Annotated in this window: 20 protein-coding genes; 16 read left to right on the top strand and 4 right to left on the bottom strand. The window is 70.0% G+C overall.

The annotated features are described in order from the left end of the window. Positions 1-274 precede the first annotated feature (274 nt). The 14 genes from QMC84_RS22195 (at position 275) to QMC84_RS22130 (ending at position 16,083) form a co-directional block, all read left to right on the top strand. Entirely contained in the window at positions 275-718 is a 444-nt protein-coding gene (locus QMC84_RS22195; RefSeq protein ID WP_300378811.1) for a hypothetical protein, read from the top strand. After that, positions 715-2,073 carry a 4Fe-4S binding protein gene (locus tag QMC84_RS22190; protein WP_300378809.1) on the top strand — a complete coding sequence of 453 codons (1,359 nt, stop codon included), beginning with the start codon at positions 715-717 and terminating at the stop codon, positions 2,071-2,073. The genes QMC84_RS22195 and QMC84_RS22190 overlap by 4 nt, the downstream gene beginning before the upstream one ends. A 136-nt stretch (positions 2,074-2,209) precedes the next feature. Continuing rightward, entirely contained in the window at positions 2,210-3,028 is an 819-nt protein-coding gene (locus tag QMC84_RS22185) for an IclR family transcriptional regulator (protein WP_300378807.1), read from the top strand. 44 nt (positions 3,029-3,072) lie between these two features. Continuing rightward, positions 3,073-4,122, top strand: coding sequence for a galactitol-1-phosphate 5-dehydrogenase (locus tag QMC84_RS22180; RefSeq protein WP_300378805.1), 1,050 nt, complete (start codon positions 3,073-3,075; stop codon positions 4,120-4,122). Then, the gene (locus QMC84_RS22175) at positions 4,119-5,135 is read left to right on the top strand and encodes a DUF5107 domain-containing protein (protein ID WP_300378803.1); all 1,017 of its coding nucleotides are present in this window, start codon (positions 4,119-4,121) and stop codon (positions 5,133-5,135) included. The genes QMC84_RS22180 and QMC84_RS22175 overlap by 4 nt, the downstream gene beginning before the upstream one ends. After that, complete coding sequence (locus QMC84_RS22170; RefSeq protein WP_300378801.1) at positions 5,132-6,313, top strand: mandelate racemase/muconate lactonizing enzyme family protein; 1,182 nt, start codon at positions 5,132-5,134, stop codon at positions 6,311-6,313. Before QMC84_RS22175 ends, QMC84_RS22170 begins: the two co-directional genes overlap by 4 nt. A 46-nt stretch (positions 6,314-6,359) precedes the next feature. Beyond that, positions 6,360-7,712, top strand: coding sequence for an extracellular solute-binding protein (locus QMC84_RS22165; protein ID WP_300378799.1), 1,353 nt, complete (start codon positions 6,360-6,362; stop codon positions 7,710-7,712). Positions 7,713-7,718: 6 nt separating this feature from the next. Then, complete coding sequence (locus tag QMC84_RS22160; RefSeq protein WP_300378797.1) at positions 7,719-8,636, top strand: sugar ABC transporter permease; 918 nt, start codon at positions 7,719-7,721, stop codon at positions 8,634-8,636. Between the two features lie 9 nt (positions 8,637-8,645). Beyond that, complete coding sequence (locus tag QMC84_RS22155; protein ID WP_300378795.1) at positions 8,646-9,473, top strand: carbohydrate ABC transporter permease; 828 nt, start codon at positions 8,646-8,648, stop codon at positions 9,471-9,473. Further along, on the top strand, positions 9,466-10,239 hold the full coding sequence (locus QMC84_RS22150) for an SDR family NAD(P)-dependent oxidoreductase (RefSeq protein WP_300378793.1): 774 nt from the start codon (positions 9,466-9,468) through the stop codon (positions 10,237-10,239). Before QMC84_RS22155 ends, QMC84_RS22150 begins: the two co-directional genes overlap by 8 nt. 117 nt (positions 10,240-10,356) lie before the next feature. Beyond that, the gene (locus QMC84_RS22145) at positions 10,357-11,178 is read left to right on the top strand and encodes a fumarylacetoacetate hydrolase family protein (RefSeq protein ID WP_300378791.1); all 822 of its coding nucleotides are present in this window, start codon (positions 10,357-10,359) and stop codon (positions 11,176-11,178) included. An 8-nt stretch (positions 11,179-11,186) separates the two neighbouring features. After that, entirely contained in the window at positions 11,187-14,006 is a 2,820-nt protein-coding gene (locus QMC84_RS22140) for an FAD-binding and (Fe-S)-binding domain-containing protein (RefSeq protein WP_300378789.1), read from the top strand. A gap of 101 nt (positions 14,007-14,107) precedes the next feature. After that, complete coding sequence (locus QMC84_RS22135) at positions 14,108-15,307, top strand: acyl-CoA dehydrogenase family protein (protein ID WP_300378787.1); 1,200 nt, start codon at positions 14,108-14,110, stop codon at positions 15,305-15,307. A 188-nt stretch (positions 15,308-15,495) separates the two neighbouring features. Then, positions 15,496-16,083: a GtrA family protein gene (locus tag QMC84_RS22130; protein ID WP_300378785.1), complete on the top strand. Its 588-nt coding sequence runs from the start codon at positions 15,496-15,498 to the stop codon at positions 16,081-16,083. Here the strand turns inward: QMC84_RS22130 and QMC84_RS22125 are convergent. Beyond that, entirely contained in the window at positions 16,028-16,636 is a 609-nt protein-coding gene (locus QMC84_RS22125) for a Maf family protein (protein ID WP_300378783.1), read from the bottom strand. The two genes, QMC84_RS22130 and QMC84_RS22125, sit on opposite strands and share 56 nt — an antisense overlap. 101 nt (positions 16,637-16,737) lie before the next feature. On the opposite strand from QMC84_RS22125, the gene QMC84_RS22120 reads away from it, so the two are divergent. Together QMC84_RS22120 and QMC84_RS22115 are read left to right on the top strand one after the other, a co-directional pair. After that, positions 16,738-17,763 carry a glycoside hydrolase family 6 protein gene (locus QMC84_RS22120; protein ID WP_300378781.1) on the top strand — a complete coding sequence of 342 codons (1,026 nt, stop codon included), beginning with the start codon at positions 16,738-16,740 and terminating at the stop codon, positions 17,761-17,763. A gap of 85 nt (positions 17,764-17,848) precedes the next feature. After that, positions 17,849-18,886 carry a response regulator transcription factor gene (locus QMC84_RS22115; RefSeq protein ID WP_300378779.1) on the top strand — a complete coding sequence of 346 codons (1,038 nt, stop codon included), beginning with the start codon at positions 17,849-17,851 and terminating at the stop codon, positions 18,884-18,886. 124 nt (positions 18,887-19,010) lie between these two features. Here the strand turns inward: QMC84_RS22115 and QMC84_RS22110 are convergent, their stop codons facing one another. The 3 genes from QMC84_RS22110 to QMC84_RS22100 all read right to left on the bottom strand — a co-directional run bounded on the left by QMC84_RS22110 (position 19,011) and on the right by QMC84_RS22100 (position 21,607). Next, positions 19,011-19,733: a hypothetical protein gene (locus tag QMC84_RS22110; protein WP_300378777.1), complete on the bottom strand. Its 723-nt coding sequence runs from the start codon at positions 19,731-19,733 to the stop codon at positions 19,011-19,013. Between the two features lie 34 nt (positions 19,734-19,767). Further along, complete coding sequence (locus QMC84_RS22105; protein WP_300378775.1) at positions 19,768-21,258, bottom strand: glycosyltransferase family 2 protein; 1,491 nt, start codon at positions 21,256-21,258, stop codon at positions 19,768-19,770. Positions 21,259-21,379: 121 nt separating this feature from the next. Then, a complete protein-coding gene (locus QMC84_RS22100) occupies positions 21,380-21,607 on the bottom strand; it encodes an acyl-CoA carboxylase epsilon subunit (RefSeq protein ID WP_300378773.1) in 228 nt (75 codons plus the stop codon). Positions 21,608-21,748: the final 141 nt, after the last annotated feature.

Genomic DNA, 21,748 nt, shown 5'->3' with positions numbered 1-21,748 from the left:
CGCGGATCACGCGCACCGCGATCTCTCCGCGGTTGGCGACAAGGACCTTCTGCAGCGGCTTCGACTCCGTCATGTGTCTCCTGCTCTCGACTTGATCTCCGCGGGGCAGGTTACCGTCCGGGACGCCGATCGGGTTGTGGCGCATGTCGCACCGGCCCGGGTCGATCGGGACCAAGTACCCGATCCGGCGGGCGGATCGGCGGATCCGGGAACCCGCCCCGCGCCGGACACTTCGATGCAGACCCGGAGCGCCGGGACCCGGGGAGGTGGGCTGATGAGACTCGCAGCAGGAGCGGCCGCGGCCGCGGCCGCGATCGTGTTCGTGCTCGTGGGGGCGAGCACGGGTGCGGCCACCGCGGTCGACCCGCCGGCCCGGCCCGCCACGCACGGCAGCGCGACCCCGTCGCCCGCCCCGGACCACGCGGGTCACGACATGTCGGACATGACCGAGGAGGAGATGGCCGAGGAGGAGACGGCCGGCATGGACCACGGCGGCGGCCACGAGCACGCGACCACCGAGGACCCGGCGGCCCAGCGCCCCGGTGACCACGGCGAGCACGGCGGTACGCCGGACACGGTGTCCCCGGGCACTCGCACCGCGGTGCTCGGCGGGTTCGCCGCCGCCAACGCCGGGGTCCTCGGCGGCGCACTCCTGCTGCGCCGTCACGACCGGCGGCATCCGCGCCGCGGCGCCCGACCCGCACGCGACGCCCGATGAGCACGCCGGCGCAGGAGCGCAACCTGCTCGACAACCGGGCCTTCGCGGCGTTCGTGCGCAGCCGCTGGTATCCCGCGGTGCTCCAGGTGCCGGTCGCCGCCGTCTTCGGCCTGGTGGCCTTCCAGCTGCTGGCCGGCCCGAGGACCGCGCACGACAACGCCGGCACCGCGTTGATGTGGGTGCTCTGGTGGCCGGTCGTGCCGATCACGTTCCTGCTGCTGGGCCGCTTCTGGTGCGCGGTGTGCCCGTTCGCCACGCTGTCGGACCTCGTGCAGCGCCTGGTCGGCGTCAACCGCCCCGCGCCGCGCTTCCTGAAGGCCTACGGCATCTGGCTGATCGACGCGTCCTTCATCGCCATCACCTGGGCCGACCACGTGTGGGGGATCGTCGGGTCGCCGTGGGGGTCCGGCGTACTGCTCCTGCTGCTCACCACCGCCGTCGTGGTGAGCGGCGCGTTCTTCCAGCGCCGCACCTTCTGTCGCTACCTGTGCTTCCTCGGCGGCCTGTCCGGCAACTACGCCCGGGCCGGGATGGTGCAGCTGCGCACCGACCCGGACATCTGCGCGACCTGCACCTCCCGCGCCGCCTGCTTCAACGGCACCGAGACGACGGCGCCCTGCCCGCTGTTCAGCTTCCCCCGGACGATGGACAGCATGGCGAACTGCAACCTGTGCGCCAACTGCGTGAAGTCCTGCCCCCACGACGCCATCCGGATCACCGTCCGGCCGCCCGCCAAGGAGCTGTGGCTTATCGGCCGGGCCCGGATCGAGGAGTCCTTCCTCGCGATGGCGATCATGGGCATCGTCTTGATCCAGAACCTCACGATGCTCGGCCTCTGGCAGGACCTCCTCGGCTGGATCGAGGTCCACGCCGGGATCACCAGCTACCCGGTGATCTTCACGCTCGCCTTCGTGGTGGCGGTCGCGGCGCCCGTCGCACTCCTGGCCGGAGCGGCCTGGGCGGCCGCGCCGGCCAGCCGGGAGAGCGTCCGGCAGAACTTCGCCCGGTTCGGGTACGCCCTGATCCCGCTGGACGTGGCCGCGCACGTCGCGCACAACCTCTTCCACCTGCTCGCCGAGGGCAGGTCGGTGCTGTACACGGTCGGTCGCGTCTTCGGCGGGTCGGGTGAGGGCTCGGCCGCCGTGGTCGGCACCGGGACCATCCAGGTGCTGCAGTACATGCTCCTGGCTGCCGGTGCCGCCCTCTCGGTCTACACCGCCCGCCGGATCGCGACCGCCCGGCACGGCGAGACCTCCCGCGCCCGCGACGTGGCGACGCCGGTGGTCTCGGTCGTGCTGCTCTTCGCGGTGGTCAACGCGGTGCTCTTCGCGCTGCCGATGGCCCACCGGATGTAGGACCGGGCCGCGTGGCTGCTGGCTTCGGCCAGCGACCTCGCGATGCGTGAACGGGGTTCTCTGGACCGGGCCTTGACGCTGCCTGTGATCCGGGTCATAGTCTCCGGGTCAGTCCACTGAACCGGAGTTCACATACATGAACCAAGCATTCACCGCGGTCAAGTCTGCGGCGCGAGCGATCGACGTGCTCGAGCTGCTCGCGGGCCGTTCCGAGGGGCTGACGCTGCTGGAGATCGCGGACGAACTCGGTCTGGCCAAGAGCAGCGCACATAGCCTGCTGGGAACGTTGCTCGCTCGAAACGTGCTGCGACTGACCCAGGACGGGCGTCGGTCGGTCTATCGGCTGGGCCACCGCATCTTCGAGATCGGGCAGGCCTACGCGCAGACGACCGACCTGGTGCGTGACGGCCAGCAGATCGTGCAGAACCTCTCCATGGCGTGTGGCGAAACAGCCCACCTGGCGGTGCTCGACGGGAACTTCGTCGTCTATCTCGCCAAGCACGAAGGCACCCATGCCATCCGCATGGTGTCAGCCGTGGGCAAGCGCTTCTCCGCCCACGGCACCGGTGTGGGAAAGGTGCTGCTGGCCGGGCTCGACGACCTGGAGGTGGAGCGGCGCTTCGCCGTGCCGGGCGCGATGCCGCGCCTGACGCCCCACACGGTCACCGACGTGCGGGTACTGCTGCAGAACCTGGCCGAGGTGCGCGAGGCCGGGCTTGCCAGTGAGCGTGAGGAGTCGACCGAGGGAGTCGGCTGCGTCGCCGTACCGGTCTATGACGCCACCGGGATGGTCGCCGGTCTGAGCGTCTCAGTCCCCGTCGGGCGGTTTCCCGCGGATCGGCAGGCCGAGTTCGCCGACCAGGCCCGCGCGGCCGCCGCGACGTTGTCGGTGCGCCTGGGCGCGGGTCGCTATCCCGATCGCATCGAGCCCGGGACGACCCGGGAGCTGACGTGACGTCCCACAACGGCGGCGCAACGAACCGAGAGGAAGTCGATCGGATGAAGGCCCTCGTGTATGAGGCACCGCTGGTCATGACCGTGCGTGACGTGGAGCGCCCGACGCCGGGCTCCGGCGAGGTGCTCCTGCGGGTCGCCTACTCGGGCATCTGCGGGTCGGAGCTGAGTGGCTTCCTCGGCCAGAACAGCCTCCGCACGCCGCCCCTGATCTTCGGCCACGAGCTGTCCGGCGTCGTCGCGGCGACCGGCTCCGGGGCGGTCGGCGTCGAGATCGGCGCGCGTGTCACCGTCAACCCGCTCGTCTCGTGCGGGCGATGCGAGTACTGCGTCACCGCACGGCACCAGCTGTGCCGCGACCGTCTCCTGCTCGGGGCGTCGTTGCCGGGAAGCAATGCGGAGTACGTCGTTGTGCCAGCCACCGCTCTCGAGCCCGTACCGGACGGGCTCGAGCTGAGTGACGCGTCGATGGCCGAGCCTGCGGCCTGCGCCGTGCACGCGGTTGCGCTCAGCGGCATCGGCGCCGAGGACTCCGCACTGGTCATCGGTGCTGGCCCGATCGGACTGTTCATCGTCCAGGTCCTCCTCGCGCATGGAGTGACCCGCGTGCTGGTCGCCGACCGGAACACCGACCGCCGCCGGATCGCTTCCAGCCTCGGCGCCACGGTCGTCCGCGATGGCGACGCCGAGCTGCTGGCCGACGTGAGGTCGGAGACCCAGGGGAGGGGGGTGCAGGTCGCATTCGACGCCGCCGGCACCGTGACGACGCGGACCAACTGTGTTGCGGCCACCGCACCGGGCGGCAGGGTGATGCTGATCGGCTTGCACGCCGACCAGACCACGCTGCCGGTGAACACCCTGATCCGCGGCGAGATCGCCCTGCATGGGGTGTTCGCCTACAACCCTGCTGCGTTCCGGACAGCGCTCGCCTGGCTCGCGGAGGGACGGCTCGGGCTACGTGACGGGGTGGTGGAAGCCGATCTCGAGGATGGCCTGGGGTGGTATCAGCGTCTCGTCGAGGGCGACCCCGCCACCAAGGTCCTCCTCCGTCCCGCGGGGCTGGCCGCGGCCCGGCTCGTCGAGGCCGACCGATGACTGCCCGGGTCAGCACGGCGTGGAGCTTCAACGACCTGCAGGCCCTCGTGCTCGAGAACCACAGGTTGCGCGTCGTGGTGCTGCCTGAGCTCGGAGGCAAGGTGTGGCAGGTCAGCGACCTGCGCACCGGGCGCGACCTGCTGTGGCAGAACCCGCGGATCGCGGCCCGGCCCGTCCCCTTCGGCTCGACCTACGACGACGTCTTCTTCGGGGGCTGGGACGAGCTCTTCCCCAACGACGTGCCCGAGGAGCTGCTCGGGGAGCCGTTCCCCGACCACGGAGAGCTCTGGGCCTCGGCGTGGGAGTGGCGGGTCGAGGACCGTGGCGACGCGGTGAGCGTGACGCTCGAGCTGGACACACCGATCAGCGCATGTCGATTCGCCAAGACACTGACCCTCGCGGACGACGCCGCCCATCTCAAGGTTGCCTGGCGCATCGAGAACCGGCTCGGACGCGACCTCCCCTACCTGTGGAAGCAGCACGTGGCTGTCCCGGTCGGAGAGCCCGCCGCCCTCGCGATGGGGGCACGGTCGATGTACGTCGAGGGGTTCGGCGACCCGCGCGCGGGCGGCGCCGGCACCCGCTACCAGTGGCCCCACCTCGTCGACGAGGCCGGGGAGCGGCACGACATGCGTCCCACCCTGTCCGCTACCTCACTCGTCAGCGAGTTCCAGTACGCCACCGAGCTCGAGGCCGGGTGGTGTGCGGTGACCTACGCCGACGGATCCGGAATCGGCCTGGCCTTCGACGCCGAGCTGTTCCGGTCCTGCTGGACCTTCGCGTCCTTCGGCGGCTGGAGAGCCCACGAGGTGCTGATCCTCGAGCCCTGCACCGGCTACCCGATCGGCGTGACCGAGGGCGTCGCGCAGGGCACCCACCAGACCCTGCCTGCCGGCGGAGTGATCGAGACCGAGCTGCTGATGGTGGCCTACGACGGGATGAGCGAGGTGTTGGGCATCTCGGCCGACGGCCACGTGGACGGCAGGCGCCTGGTCACAGGGAGCAACTCATGAGAATCGACTCGGTCGACCTGTTCTACCTGAGCATGCCGGAGGTGCTCGACATCGGCGACGGCAGCCAGGACATGCTGCTCGTGCGGGTCGAGAGTGACGGTCATGTCGGCTGGGGCGAGTGCGAGGCGTCACCGCTCACCTCCATCGCCAGCTTCGTCGCGCCGCTCTCGCACAGCGCCTGCCACCCGGTGGCGAACTCCGTCGTTGGCCAGCGCCTCGACGACGTCGACGACATCTCGAGAATCGCCGCCGAAGTCAGGGCCCGGAGCCTGGACCTCCTCCAGGCCGAGCACACGCTGTCAGGCATCGAGATCGCCATGTGGGACCTGCTCGGCCGACGCCAGGAGCGGCCCGTGTGGCAGCTGCTGGGCTACGAACAGTCATCCCCGAAGACGCCGTACGCGTCGTCGCTGTTCGGTGACGACCCGCAGCAGACCCTGGAGAAGGCCGTCAACGTGCGCCGGCTCGGCTACCGGGCGGCGAAGTTCGGTTGGGGGCCCTACGGGACGGGCAGCGTGGCGTCCGACGCGGACCACGTGCACGCGGCCCGCGAAGGCCTCGGCGACGAGGGCGTCCTGCTCGTCGACGCCGGGACGGTCTTCGGGGAGGACGTGGACGCCGCGGCCCTCCGCCTGCCGGCGCTCGAGGACGCAGGCGTCACCTGGCTGGAGGAGCCGTTCACGTCGGGAGCGCTGCGCTCGTACCGGGCCCTGGCGGACAGGTCGGGACGCGTCCGCTTGGCCGGCGGAGAAGGGGCGCACAACCCGCTGATGGCTGAGCACTTGATCGACTACGGCGGCATCGGCTTCGTGCAGATCGACGCCGGCCGCGTAGGTGGCATCGGCGATGCATTCCGGGTCGCGCGGCGCGCCGAGGCCGCGGGCGTCACGTTCGTGAACCACACGTTCACCTCGCACCTGGCGCTGAGCGCGTCCCTGCAGCCGTACGCGGGCATCGTCACCGACCGCCTCTGCGAGTACCCGGTCGAGGCGAAGGACCTTGCCAGGGCCGTCACCACGAAGCACTTGGAGCTCGACGACAACGGCGCCGTCGTTGCTCCTGCGGCGCCCGGCCTGGGTCTGGACGTGGATCCCGATGCGATCCGCCCCTACCTCGTCGACGTCGAGATCTCGGTCAACGGAACAACGCTCTACAAGACACCAGACCTGCGCTCGTAGGACGACACAGCTCGGCCCCGGCCGGGTCCACCCATGGAGGAGAACAATGAACGCACGACGTAGCGTGGCAGCGGCTCTCAGCGCTGCCGCGCTCCTCGCCACCGCTGCCTGCGGAGGCGGGTCCAGCGACGAGCAGCGCCCGGCCAACGCGGCTTCCCCCCAGTCCTTCCCGACCGAGGACGTCACTCTCACGATGTGGTGGTGGGGCGAGCAGGAGGCGCCGGGGGCCAAGCAGTGGCTGGCCGACACCGTGAAGGCCTACGAGGCCAAGCACAGCAACATCACCATCAAGACGGTGCTGCAGACCACCGACGGCCTCATCCCGAGCTTCGAGGCGGCGGCCGCGGCGGAGCAGGGTCCCGACATCGAGTACTTCTGGGGCGGCATCTACTCCCAGCAGCCGTACTGGTCGGACTCGATCGTCCCGGTGTCTGACTACATCCCGGCGGACGAGCTGAGCCACTACACGAACGCGGCCCTCGAGGATACCTACGACGGCCGGACACTGACGGCACCGTGGTACGTCAACCCGCAGTTCCCCGTCCTGGCACGCACCGACGTGCTCGATGAGCACGGGCTCCAGGTCCCGACGACGTGGGACGAGCTGTTGAACGTCTGTGACGTGCTCAGTGCCGGCGGCGTCACCACGCTCGCCGGCGGCGTGAAGGACGGCTGGTTCGGCGGTTGGCTCTACTCGATGCTCGGCGCCCAGTCCGTGGCGTCCAAGGATGACGTCACCGCTGCGGTCCGCGGCGACCAGTCCTTCGCCGACCCCAACCACGCCGAGTGGTGGACCCGGCTGGAGGAGACCCGCGAGCACGGCTGCTGGAACGACGACATCAACTCGCTGGAGCTCTACCAGGCCCAGCAGCGCTGGGTGGACGGCGACGCAGCCATGACGATCACCGCAGGCACCGACGCCCCGAACTTCGTGGAGAAGGTCGGCGCTGACAAGGTCACGGTGACGACCATGCCGACCTGGGGCGACGGCGCGTATGCGGGCAAGATGGGGACGACCTCGCAGACGGTCGGCATCACCTCGTGGTCGAAGTACCCGCAGGTTGCTGCAGACTTCATCATGTTCATGCACACGCCCGATCGTCTGCAGGCGTGGTACGACCAGACGGGCTCGCTGCCGGCCGACGACCGATTCGACATGTCCAAGGTCGACGACCCGGTGAAGAAGCAGCTCTTCGCCTACGCCGCCGATGGAGCCCCCTATCTGGAGAACTTCATCCCCTCCGCACTGGACGGCAAGGCCGTGTTCGCCGGCGTGCAGCTGGTCCTCCAGGGATCGAAGTCCGGTGAGGAGGCGGCCGCGGACATGCAGGCCGAGGCCGAGAGACTGCGTCGCACCGACCGGTCCCTGGTGGACAACTTCGAGGGCTGGACGGACTAGCGCCCGATGACAACCGACGTGGCCTCCGTCGGACCGGCCCCCCGGCCGGTCCGACGGGGCCTGGCCCATCGCCTCGGCCCGCTGCCGTGGGTCGCGCCTGCCGCCCTCGCGATCCTGTTCGTGTTCGCGTACTCGATGTTCGAGCTGGCCAGACAGTCGTTCCAGTATGAGGACGCCTGGGTCGGGTTCGAGAACTTCAGCCTGGTCCTCTCCGACCCGTTGTTCCGCACTGCGATCTGGCACAACACCCTGCTGCTCCTCGCGGTCCCGGTCCTCGTCCTGCTGGCCCTGCTCGTGGCGGTGATGCTCTTCGAGACCCGGCGCGGCATCGTCGCCTACCGGGCGATCCTTTTCCTGCCGTACATCCTCCCGATCCCGGTCATCGGCGTGGTCTTCGGCCAGCTGCTGCAGCTCAACGGAGCGCTCAACGGCACACTCGACGGCCTCGGGCTGGGCTCCTTGACCCACGACTGGCTCGGCAATCCGCAGCTGGCTCTGTGGACGATGGGCGGCGTGATCGTCTGGAAGGAGGTCGGGTTCGGGATCGTGCTGTTCCTGGCCCGGATGATGTCGCTGCCTGAAGACGTCTACGAGTCCGCCAAGCTGGACGGCGCCGGGTTCTTCCGCATGCACTGGCACGTCACGATCCCCCAGATGCGGCCGCTGGTGATCTTCTACGTGATCAGCGAGGCCATCGTGATGGTGTCGTGGGTCTTCAACTACGTCTTCGTCATGACCAACGGCCAGGGCGGGCCCGGTACATCCACGGTCGTGACCGAGCTGTACATCTACCGGACCGCCTTCCAGGACCAGGCGCCGGAGCTCGCCAGCGCCGCCGCCGTGCTGCTGTTCCTCTCCACGCTCGTCCTGATCGTGGGGTTCTTCCGCGTCCAGCGCGCCGACGGGGGCACCTTCGGTGACTAGGAGCTCGCAATGCTGACCCACCGCCTCGGTGTGGCCTCGCGGCACGTCGTGCTGATCACGCTGTGTGTCGTCGCACTCGGTCCGGGGTACCTGATGGTGACCGGCTCGCTGAAGTCTCAATCTGACTTCCTGGACCATCCTTGGGCGCTTCCCGGGAACCCGAGCCTGGGGGCATACCGCACGACGTTCAACGACCAGTTCACCCAGTGGTTGTTGAACTCGGTGCTGGTCACGTTCTCCGCGGTCCTGATGACCATGGTCATCGCGGCACTCGCGGCGTGGGGCCTGGTGAACTGGCCGTTCCGCGGACGCGACACCGTCCTCGGGATCACCGTCTCCCTCATGGTCGTGCCGCCGGTCGTGCTGCTCATGCCGCTGTTCCAGGTGGGCGCCGAACTCGGCTGGATCTCGACCTACCGCATCGTCATCCTCGTGTACGTCGGCCTGATGCTGCCATTCTCGATCTACCTGTTGGCGAACTTCTTCAGGACCATCCCCGCCAGCTTGCTGGAGGCCGCCGCCCTTGACGGTGCCTCGCCGTTCCAGGTCTTCCGCCGCATCGTGCTGCCGCTGTCCGGGGCGCCGGTGGCCACGCTCGTGGTGGTGAACCTGCTGTGGGCGTGGAACGAGCTGCTGCTCGCGCTCGTGTTCTTGCAGACCGACGAGAAGAAGACCCTGATGGTGGGGATCACCGGGTTCCAGAGCCGCTACAGCCTGGACATCCCGACTGTGATGGCCGGCATGGTCGTAGCCACCCTTCCGCTCGCAGCCGCCTACATGTTCGGTCAGCGCTACTTCATCCGCGGGCTCACGGCAGGCGGGCTCAAGGGTGAGTGACCACGACGCGCAGCCGAGTGCGGCGTCCGGAGCATCGGCGTACGACTTCTCGGGCCGACGGGCGGTCGTGACCGGCGGCTCGCACGGCATCGGTGCGGCGATCGCGGTGCTCCTTCGGGCGGCCGGCGCTCAGGTTCTCGTGCTGGACCTTGACGCCGGCCCGGAGGACGTCCGGGTCGACCTCGCAGACCGCTCGGCCCTGGAGGCGGCGGTCCCACAGGTGCTCTCGCGGTTGGGCTCTGTCGACGTCCTGGTGAACTGCGCCGGGATGTTCGTGGCCAGCCCGGTGCTCGATCTGGACCTCGCGGCCTATGACCGCACGCTCGCCGTGAACCTCCACGCGCCGGTGATCCTGATGCGGTCGCTCTGCGGGCCGATGTCGGCGCAGGGCTATGGGCGGGTCGTCAACGTGACCAGCATCCACGCCCGCTTGAGCGAGCCGATGTCGCTGGCCTACGACGTCTCGAAGGGTGGCCTGGAGGCGGCGACCCGGACGGCCGCCCTCGAGCTGGCGGACCACGGCGTCCTCGTCAACGCCGTGGCGCCGGGGTTCGTGGCGACGCGAATGTCCGTTGTTGACGGTGAGGACGAGTTGCTCGGTGTCCCCTTCACCGACGTCTACATCGGTCAGGGACGACTTCCGCTGCGTCGCGCCGCGCGGCCGGAGGAGATCGCACACGTCGTGGCTTTCCTTGCCAGCGAGCAGAACAGCTACATCACCGGCCAGGCGGTCACCGTTGACGGCGGCCTGTCCGCCAGGTTCTGACGGTACGCACCACACCGCAGGCGAGGTACCCCACGCCGCGGGAACGACAATCCCACAGAAGAGAGTGATCGCCCCATGCACCTCATGCGCCTTGGTCCCGCTGGATCGGAGCGTCCCGTGGTCCGGCTCGACGACGAGACCTACATCGACGTCTCGGACGTGTTCGCCGACTTCGACGAGCGATTCTTCGCCGGTGGCGGGCTGGCCTCTCTCGCCGACCTCGTCGAGGAGCGGGCCGCCCGAGCCGATCTGCGGTGCCGGTTCGCCGATGAGCGGGTCGGCGCGCCCATCGCGAGGCCACACCAGATCCTCTGCATCGGGCTCAACTACAGCGATCACGCCGCCGAGACCGGCCAAGCCGTCCCTGAGGAGCCGATCCTCTTCACCAAGTCGCCCAACACGCTGGTCGGACCCGACGACGACGTGCGCATCCCCCGCGACGCCACGAAGACGGACTGGGAGGTCGAGCTCGGCATCGTCGTGGGCCGCCGCTGCAGCTACCTCGAGACCGACGAGGAGGCGCGCGACTCGATCGCCGGGTTCGTCCTGGTCAACGACGTGAGCGAGCGCGCCTTCCAGCTGGAGCGCTCCGGGCAATGGTCCAAGGGCAAGTCCGCCGAGACGTTCAACCCGGCCGGGCCGTGGCTGGCTACCGCGGACGAGATCGACGACGTGCTGGCCCTGGACATGTGGCTGGACGTGAACGGCACCCGCCGCCAGGACGGGTCGACGTCGACGATGATCTTCGATCCCTACTTCATCGTGCGCTACCTGAGCCAGTTCATGGTGCTCGAGCCGGGGGACCTGATCAACACCGGGACCCCCCCGGGAGTCGGGATGGGGCACGACCCGCAGATCTGGCTCCAGCCCGGCGACGTGATGGAGCTCGGCATCGACCGGCTCGGGACCCAGCGCCAGACCGTCATCGGTCCGCACTAGTGCCGGTCGTGCCGTCGAGGAAGGTCCGGCCGGCGCTGCTCGAGGCGCTCGAGACGGCCGCGCCCGGGCGGGTCACCGATCGGGCATCGGTCAGGCTGGCGCGCGCGCACGACGCCTCGCACTACTTGCTGGTCCCGGAGCTGGTGGTGACCGCCGCCCACAGTGACGAGGTCGCGGCGATCCTGCGCGCTTGCCGTGCCCTCGCCGAGCCGCTGACGTTCCGTGCCGGAGGCACCAGCCTCAGCGGGCAGGCCGGCTCGGACAACGTGCTCGTCGACACCCGCAAGCACTTCCGGACGATCACGGTCCTCGACGACGGGGCGCGAGTCTCCGTGCAGCCGGGCGCGACCGTGCGCGCCGTGAACGCCCGGTTGGCTCCCTATGGCACGAGTCTCGGTCCGGATCCGGCGAGCGAGGCGGCCTGCACCGTGGGCGGCGTGGTCGCCAACAACTCGAGTGGCATGGCCTGTGGGGTCGCGCTCAACACCTACCGGACGCTGGAGTCGGCAGCGGTGGTGCTCGCCAGCGGGACCACGATCGACACCGGCGCAGTCGATGCCGAACAGCGGCTGGCTCGGGTCGAGCCGGAGTTGCACGGCGGGCTACTACGGCTGCGGGACCGGGTGCGCTCCAACTCGACGTCGGTGCGTGAGATCGAGCGCCAGTTCGCGATGAAGAACACGATGGGCTACGGGTTGAACTCGTTCCTCGACTTCGACCGGGCGGTCGACATCCTGGCCCATCTCGTCGTCGGCAGTGAAGGCACGCTGGCGTTCGTCGCCGAGGCGACGTTCCGCACCGTGCCGGTCCGTCCGCATGCGGCTACTGGGCTCGTCGTCTTCGACGACCTGGACCGCGCCACGAACGCTCTGCCGGAGCTCGTTGCCGCCGGATTCACGACGATCGAGCTCATGGACGCCACGTCCCTCCGCGTCTCTCAGATGGATCCGCGGGCACCTGAGGTCATCACGGGTCTCGACGTCCACGAGCATGCGGCTCTGCTGGTCGAGCACCAGGAACGGGAGGCCGACGTCCTCGCCGACCGTGTCTCCCAAAGCGCCAAGACCCTCGACGGCCTCGCCCTGCCCGTCCCACCGCAGCTGACAGGGGACTCGTCTCGTCGTGCAGCACTGTGGCAGCTGCGGAAGGGCCTCTACGCGGCCGTGGCCGGTCACCGACCGTCGGGGACGACCGCGCTCCTGGAGGACATCGCGGTTCCCGTGGAGAGTCTCGGCCGGGTGTGCGAGAACCTCGTCGAGATGTTTGCGACCTACGCCTATCGGGACAGCGTCATCTTCGGTCATGCCAAGGACGGCAACGTCCACTTCATGCTCAACGAGCGATTTGATCGGCCAGGGCTGCGGGAGCGGTACCTCGCGTTCACCGACGACATGGTGGACCTGGTGCTCGGAGCGGGCGGCACGCTCAAGGCGGAGCACGGCACCGGCCGGATCATGGCGCCGTTCGTACGTCGTCAGTACGGAGACGAGCTCTATGACGTCATGGTCCAGGTGAAGAACCTGTTCGATCCCGTGGGCATCTTGAACCCGGGCGTGGTGATCAGCGACGACCCCCAGGCGCATGTCGCTCATCTCAAGACGACTCCGACGGTCGAGGAGGAGGTCGACCGGTGCGTCGAGTGCGGGTTCTGTGAGCCGGTGTGCCCCAGCAAGGACCTGACGCTGACTCCACGCACACGGATCGCCTTGCGCAGAGAGATCGCCGAGGCTCGGAGCCGCGGCGACCAGGGATTGGTCGACGAGCTGGAGGCGGACTACGACTACGCGGGGATCGACACCTGTGCCGTGGACGGGATGTGTCAGACCGCCTGCCCGGTACTGATCGACACGGGCGCCCTGGTGACCCGACTTCGCGCCGAGCGGCAGACCGTGACCAGCAAGACGATGTGGGGTCGCGCAGCCCGACATTGGCAGGGCGCCACCCAGGGTGCCTCCCTGGCCCTGAGCGCGGCCGCACGGCTGCCGTCCGCCGTCCCCGCGCGAGGAACGGCGGTGGCACGCCGGGCGCTGGGGGAGGAGAAGGTGCCGGCCTGGACCGCCGACCTCCCGAGCGGCGGGAAGCGCCGCAGCCGACTGGCCACACCTACGCCGGCACCGGTTGCCGTCCACTTCCCTGCATGTGTCGGAGCCATGTTCGGAACCGCACACCCAGACAGTGATGCGGCGGGTGCGTTCGACGCACTCTGTCGGCGAGCCGGTGTCGCCGTCGATGTCCCCCCGGGCATCGACTCGCTGTGTTGCGCGACCCCGTGGAAGTCCAAGGGTCTGACCGAAGGACGCGAAGCCATGCGGGCGCGGGTCCTACCCGCGGTGTGGGAGGCCACCGACCACGGGCGCCTCCCCGTCGTCTGCGAGGCCTCGTCGTGCACGGAGGGACTGGCCGCACTACTTGGGCCGGATCGTGACTTCCCCGGAGTACGGGTGGTCGACGCCTTGGCGTTCACGGTTGCGGAACTGCTCCCGCGGCTTCCGGCACCTCGTCAGGTGCGGTCGGCCGCGGTTCATCCCACCTGTTCGACGACCCGGTTGGGAGTCACTGACTCACTGACGACCATCGCGGCAGCGCTGGCGACCGAAGTGGTCGTGCCGACCGATTGGGGTTGCTGCGCCTTCGCCGGGGACCGCGGCATGTTGCATCCCGAACTGACGGCGAGTGCCACCGCCGCAGAGGCGGCCGAGGTGCGTCAGACGGAACACGACCTCTACCTGTCCTCGAACCGGACCTGCGAGATCGGACTGAGCCGAGCCACGGGTGCGAAGTACGAGCACGCGCTCCAAGCGCTCGAGCGCGCGACCCGAGCTGGCTGACAGGTGACCGCCCGGCTACCTCGAGATCGGCCCCGGGCACACCTGCCCCGCCACGGGTCAGTGGTTAACAATCGCTAACCGGGCGGGTTAGGGTGGCGCCCATGAGCGAGTCGTCGAGCTACGAGCTGTCCCGCGAGCACGAGGAGTTCCGCCGCAGCGTCCGCGAGTTCGCGGAGGCCGAGATCAGGCCACACGCCGCGCGGTGGGACCGCGAGCACCACTTCCCGGTCGACGTCGTGCGCAAGATGGGCGCGCTCGGGCTCTTCGGGCTCACCGCACCGGAGGAGTACGGCGGGGCCGGCGAGGACGGTGACTTCACCAGCCTGTGCGTGGCGATCGAGGAGGTCGGCCGCGTCGACCAGTCGCTGGGCATCACGCTCGAGGCCGCGGTCGGCCTCGGCATCAGCCCGATCCTGACCTACGGCACCGAGGAGCAGCGTCGCACCTGGCTGCCGGACCTGGTCTCCGGCGACCGGCTCGCCGGCTTCGGCCTGACCGAGCCGGGTGCGGGCTCCGACGCCGGTGCGACCAGGACCCGGGCCGTCCTCGAGAACGGGGAGTGGGTGATCAACGGGTCCAAGCAGTTCATCACCAACTCCGGCTCCGACCTGACCAGCGTGGTGACCGTGACCGCGCGCACCGGGAACCGCGAGAACGGGTCCGCGGAGATCAGCACGATCATGGTGCCCAGCGGGACGCCCGGCTTCACCGCCGAGAAGGCGTACGACAAGCTCGGCTGGCACGCCTCCGACACCCACCCGCTGACGCTCGAGGACGTACGGGTCCCCGAGGCCAACCTGCTCGGCGAGCGTGGCCGCGGCTACGCCCAGTTCCTGGCCACCCTCGATGACGGGCGGGTCGCGATCGCGGCCCTCGCCGTCGGCTGCATCCAGGCCTGCCTGGACCTGAGCCTGGAGTACGCCGGCGAACGGCAGACCTTCGGCGGGCCGATCGGGCGCAAGCAGGGCGTCGCGTTCCAGATCGCCGACCTGGAGGTGATGCTGCACGCCAGCCGGCTGCTCACCTACCGCGCGGCCGCGATGAAGGACAGCCAGCGTGGTGGGGGCGGCGCGTCGATGAAGGACTTCAAGCAGGCCGCGGCCGTCGCGAAGCTCTACGCGACCGAGTCGGCGGTGACGGCCACCCGGATCGCCACCCAGGTGTTCGGGGGCTACGGCTTCATGGAGGAGTACCCGGTCGCCCGCTTTTACCGCGACGCCAAGGTCCTCGAGATCGGGGAGGGCACCTCCGAGGTGCAGCGGATGCTGATCGCCCGGGGGCTCGGCCTACCGGTGGAGTAACCGAGTCCGCGTCTCGCGTGTCGGTTCGCCGCCCGCGTCTCGCGTGTCGGCTTCGCCGCCACGCGGGACGCGGAGTCGGTCCTCGGGTCGGTCGTTCCTCGTTGTGGTTACGGAGGCGCGTTGTGGTTACGGAGGCGCGCTCGGTGGCGGAGCGCTGCTCGGGTAGGTCGACCGGTTAGCCTGGGCGCATGGGTGGTCGGTGGGGACGCGTCTTCACCGAGGCGTACCGGTTCCTCGCCGTGGGTGGCATCGCGACGATCGTCGCGTTCGTGATCTTCAACTTCCTCGTGCACGGGTTCAACACCTCGCACCAGGCGCTGCTCGACGGCCAGCCCTACCTGGGATACGTCATCGCCAACACCGTCGGCATGCTGATCAGCTACCGAGGCAGCCGCACCTGGGTGTTCAAGCACCGTCCGCCGCGCTCGGCCGACGGCGGCCGCACCGCGTTCTTCGCGATCAACGTCGTGACGATGTTGATCCCGATCGCGTGCCTGTGGCTGAGCCGCAATGCGCTCGGCCTGTCCGACCCGTGGTCGGACAACGTCTCGGCCAACGTGATCGGCCTGTTCCTCGGCCTCGTCGCGCGCTTCTACCTGTTCCGCACCCTGGTCTTCAGGCTGCCGGTGCACCTGCCCGACCTGATGCACAACCCGCTCCAGGTCTTCGACATCGGCGAGCTCGTCGACGCGGAGCGATCGGCGGAGGCCGAGGTCGTCCTCACCGACTCCACAGATCCGTCCAGGAGTGACCCAGCTCGGCGACCAGGTCCCTGAGCAGCGGGAGACTGACGCCCACCACGTTGTGGTGGTCGCCCTCGATCCCGGTGACGAACGCGCCGCCCAGGCCGTCGACGGTGAACGCGCCCGCGACGGCCAGCGGCTCGCCGGTGGCGACGTACGCCGCGACCTCGTCGTCGGTCACCTCCGCGAAGTGGACCGTCGTCGCGGCGGTCGCCGCGGCGACCCGGCCGGAGGCGGTGTCGGTCAGGCAGTGCCCGGTCAGCAGCACGCCGGTGCGCCCGCGCATCGCCCGCCAGCGCTCGACCGCCTCGTCGGCGTCGGCCGGCTTGCCGAGCGCGGCGCCGTCCAGCTCCAGGACCGAGTCGCAGCCCAGGACCAGCGCTCCGTCGGGCAGGTCGCTCCGGCCCGCGACGGCCGCGGACTTCAGCTCCGCGAGCTGGAGGGCGAGCTCGGTCGGCGGCAGCCCGTCGAGCTGCGACTCGTCGACCCCGGACACGACCACGGTCGGGTCGAGCCCGGCGCTGCGCAGGGTGGCGAGCCGGGCGGGGGAGGCGGACGCGAGGACCAGCGGCGCGGGGGAGGTCACGCGGGCGATTCAAGCATCCGCGGCGCAGCGCGGGCGGTGCGGGCCGCCACGCCGCGCGCACCGGCAGCGGGGTCGAGGCGTGCCTCGGGCATGATGGCGCGGTGCGCCGCCGCCCCTCGCCGCCCCGGCTCCCGGTCCTGTCGCTGGTCGCCGTGGTCGTCGCCGTGCTCGCCCTGGGTGGCTGCCTGGCCGACGAGGGGGAGCCGGACGACGCCCCGAGCAGCGCGGACCCCGCGGCGACCAATCCCTATGCGGGCCGGTCCGGCTTCGCGGACCCGGATTCGCGGACGGCCCAGGCCGCAGCGCACGCCGGGGGTGACGCCGACGCGGAGCGGGTCCTCTCCCGGCTCGCGGACACCCCGCAGGGGATCTGGCTGACCCCCGAGGAGTACCCACCCGGCTCGGTTGCCCCGTTGGTCGCGCGCGTCGTCGGGGCCGCCGATGCGGCTGGCCAGGTGCCGACCTTCGTGGTCTACGGGATCCCCGATCGCGACTGCACGGGCGGCTTCTCCGGCGGCGGGCTCACCGTGGACCAGTACGAGCCCTGGGTGCAGGAGATCGCGGACGCCGTCGCGGCGGCCGATGCGTCGATCCCGGTCGTCGCGGTCGTCGAGCCGGACGCGCTCGCCTCGGCGATCGCGTGCGACCGCCGCTCGGAGCGGGTGCGGCTGATCGCGGACGCGGTGACCCGGCTCGCCGACGCGGGGGTCGCGACGTACGTCGACGGGGGCCACTCGAACTGGATCGAGCCGGACCGGCTCGCGCCGCTGCTGCAGCAGGCCGGGATCGACCGGGCCCGCGGCTTCGCGACCAACGTCTCGAACTACCAGACCGATGCCGACGAGCGTGCGTACGGCGAGCAGCTGAGCGCGCTGCTCGACGGCGCCCACTTCATCATCGACACCGGCCGCAACGGCAACGGCTCGACCGAGGACTGGTGCAACCCCACCGGCCGCGCCTACGGCACCGACCCGGCCCCGGCCCCGGAGGGGGACGTGGAGCACCTGGACGCCTACGTCTGGGTCAAGCCGCCGGGGGAGAGCGACGGCGAGTGCGGGGGCGGGCCGCCCGCCGGCCGCTTCTGGCCCGAGCGGGCCCTGGCGATGGCCGTCTCCTCCGGGTGGTGAGAATCACCCCGCCGGGACCGACCCCCGGCGCGCTGGCGCCGGACCTGCCGGTGCCGACGGGGCGCACGTTGTTAGCATTCGCCACATGCGGGCGGGCAGCGACTGGGTGGCAGTCATCATCGAGGATGACCCCGATGTCCGCGACCTGATCGACATCGTGCTGACCCAGTCCGGATTCCGCACGGTCGTCACGGAGAACGGCCCGGACGGCGTGGAGGCCGTGCGCCAGCACAACCCGCTGCTCACCACCCTCGACGTGAACATGCCGGGGATGGACGGCTTCGCCGCCGCGAAGCGGCTGCGCGAGTTCAGCAACACCTACCTGATCATGATCACCGCGCTCGCCGACGAGATCGACGTCGTGCAGGGCTTCGAGGCCGGCGCCGACGACTACTTGGTCAAGCCCTTCCGCCCGCGCGAGCTGCGCGCCCGGGCGGACTCGATGCTGCGCCGTCCGCGGACCCGCTACGACACGCCTGCCGGGTGGGCGGACGACGAGGGTCACCTCACGGAGCACCACCCCCGCCAGGAGTCCTGGGCCGCCGCCGCGGCCCGCGACCTCGCGGCCGACCACCCACTGCAGCCGCTCCACCAGCCCGAGCACCAGGCACCGCCGCCGGCGATGGTCCAGCCGCCGGCTCCGCAGCAGTACCCGCCCCCGGCCTACCAGCAGCCGCCCGCCCAGCCAGCGCCGCAGGCGCCCGCCCAGCCGGTGCAGCAGCCGGTGCCACCGCAGCCGGCCGCGCCGGCGCACCTGCAGCACGTGGCCGACACCGGTGCGCCGCAGGCCCAGGGCGGCTGGGTCCGCCTCAACGGGCTGGCGCTGAACAGTGAGACCCGGGTCGTGACCGTGAACGGAGCGGCCGTGGACCTGACCCGCACCGAGTTCGACCTGCTCGCCTCGCTGCTGAGCACCGGCCGGCGGGTGCGCAGCAAGGCGGACCTGGTGCTCACCATGCGCGGCCAGCAGTACGTCACGTCGTACTTCGTGAACGAGGCCGACAAGCGCTCGGTCGAGGTGCACATCGCCAACCTGCGCCGCAAGATCGGCGACGACGCGGCCACGCCGCGCTACATCGAGACGGTCCGGGGCGTCGGCTACCGGCTCGCCGAGTCCGTCTAGCTCCGGACGTCCGGGTGGCCGGGGTCGCTGCCTGTCGAGAGTGCGGCGGATGGGATCGACCTGGTTCATCCCAGGAACCGCACTCTCCGACTCGCCCGCAGGGCGACGTCCCACCGACGAACGTTCAGTTCGCGTCGACCGGGATCGACTGGGCCTGCGTCGGCTTGTCGCTCTCGAAGATCGCGATCGGCACCTTCTGCCGGATCACCTTCTTGTAGAACTTGGTCGACCCCGGGCTCTCCTGGATCCAGACGGTCGCGGTGAACAGCAGGTCGATGCCCCGGGTGTCGGGGGCGGTGCCCCCGATCTTCTGGTTGCGCAGCTCGAAGGCGCCCTTGGGGGAGGTGATGATCATTCCGTACTTGGTCGTCAGCGGCTCGGGGTCGAAGGTGACGTCCTTCGCGACGACGTCCAGCCGGTAGGGGTGCTGGACCCGCCCGCCGTCGGTGGTCTTGGTCTCCGAGGTCACCGTGATGTGGTCCAGGTAGACCATCCGCTTGGTCGCGAACCTGTCGCGCAGCCCGCGATCCAGGTCGTAGGCCTGGAAGGTGAACGAGAAGAACTTGTTGCCCTTCGGGTACCACTCGTTCGTGCGCGGCGTGGACTTGGTCGGGTACAGCGTGTACACGAAGTCCAGCCCGTTGACGTCGATGTGGGACTGGAACGTGCCGTCGCGGGTGAACTGCGAGTCGTACGGCGTCTCCGTGGCGATCGGCGAGGCGCTGGGCGACGCGTCCGGGTCGTCGGAGCCGGTCAGCCCGTCGAGGGCCGAGCAGCCGCCCAGCAGTACCGCGACGGTGGCGAGGGTCACCACGGCCGGGAACAGGCGCGAGCGGGTGCGAGGCATCGGATCTCCTGGGGACGGGGCGGGAGCTGGCGGGTCAGGCCTTGAAGCCGCGGTAGCGCTTCATGGCCTTGATGATCATCCATGCGGTCTGCAGCACCGTGATCACCCCGAGGATGGGCCAGCAGACCGCCAGGATGTCTGAGCGCAGCGGGATCGAGAGGAGCTGGGTCCAGATCACGGCGAAGGCGGCGAAGATGACGCCGAACGCGACGAACGGGTAGGTCCAGGCGATGCCCTTGCCGCGCTCGGCCTTGGCCTGGGCCGCCCAGTTGTCGGTCTGCTGTCGGCTGAAGAACTTCAGCCAGGCCCGGATGAAGTGGCCCATCCGGATCACCATGTAGGCCTCGGCCGGGACGATCAGCATCGCGAAGAGGTAGTCGCGCCGGTTGGCGAACGCCATCGACCGGGCCACGCGGAAGTTCAGCCAGATCGCCGCCGTCGGCGGGATCAGCCACCACGGGCTGAACACGAACGCGTGGATGTTGAGCGAGCCGGCGAGCAGCAGGACGAACAGCGTGCGCGTGGTGATGTTGATGACCATCGACATGTGCTCGAACCACCGCAGCCGCAGGTTGGGGTGGAAGGGCTGGCCCTTGGTGTCGCCGCGCTGGCCGGGCCACATCAGGTCGATCGCGCCGAAGTTCCACTTCACCTGCTGGGCGTCCAGGGAGCGCAGCGTGTCCATGCCGCCGACGTGGGCACGGGCCCGGGCGCTGATCTTGGTGAGGTAGCCGGCGCTCTTGATCTGCAGCGAGAGGAGCGAGTCCTCGACCTCGCTGTCGTTGACCCACGGGGTGCGCTGGTGGCTCTCGCGCAGCACGTCTCGCAGCGCCTGGGTCGAGAAGATCGAGAACTGGCCGCCGAGGACGGCCATGTTGCGGCCCTTGAGCAGGTTCTGCATGTTGAACGCCGAGAACTGCGCCCGCTGGCCCGCGATCAGGAACTTCGGCATCCACCCGTCCAGGGCGCTGTCGTCGATCGAGTAGATCGCGGAGATGCCGCCGATCCGGTCGTCGCTGGCGATCTCGTCGACCAGGTGCTCGATGGCGTCCGGCTCCGGGGTGGTGTCGCCGTCCACGCCGAGGAGGTAGTCCATCGTCTCCACCAGCGAGTAGCCGTAGTTGAGGGCGCCGACCTTCTTGTCGGGGTTCTTGCCGATGTCGTGGACGTAGACGACCGTGCTCTGCTCACCGGACGGCGTCAGCCGGGTGTGCGGGCCGGCGTAGTGGCTGGCGATCTCGACGGAGTCGTCGCTGGTGTTGTTGATGATGACGTGGATCGTGTCCGGCAGCCGGGTCTGCTGGAGGAGGGAGTCCAGGACGCCGGCGATGGTGTCGGCCTCGTTGTACGCGGGGATGATGCAGCCGACCGTCGGACGGTACGTCGGCAGGTCCTCGACCTCGCCGAGGAAGTCGCCCTCGTAGGCGGCGAGCCCGGGGTCGGCGGTGCGCACGTAGGGGTGGTTCTCGCGCCCGGTCTCCGGTGCCGACGGCCGAGCCGCCGGATCCGTCTTGTTCGCGTCCACGCTCGTCGTCTCCCGGCTCTCTCTGGTCTCACCAGTCTCGGGAACGCACCTCAAGACGCCACACGGTAAACCTCAAAGATTCGCCCAATTCCGGCCGCGTGGTGGTCTGGACCACATCCGGTCAGCGCGGGAGGGCGCTCGACCGCCACCCGCCGGGACCGTGCGGCAGCGCCTGGCGCACCCGGCGGTGGTTGGCCCCCCACACCGGCGCGGGCCGGCGCGCGGGCGGCTCGGTGCTCCGCAGGGCGGCGAAGAGCGCCACCACCGCGGCCACCTCCTCGGGCGTCGCGTCGCCGCGGACCACGCGGAGGAGCGGGCGTGCGGGAGTGCTCTCGGTGGTCTCGTCCACTCTCAGCTCACCGTTGCCTTTCGTCTCACCGGGGTCTGCGGGGCGCCCTCACAGCGGGATGTTGCCATGCTTCTTCGCGGGCAGGATCTCGCGCTTGGAGCGCAGCAGGCGCAGCGCGCGGACGATCTCCAGGCGCGTCTC

This window comes from Nocardioides sp., assembly GCF_030019515.1.
Taxonomy (GTDB): domain Bacteria; phylum Actinomycetota; class Actinomycetes; order Propionibacteriales; family Nocardioidaceae; genus Nocardioides.
Note: the sequence above shows the minus strand (reverse complement) of the source record. Positions and strands in the feature narration are given on the sequence as shown.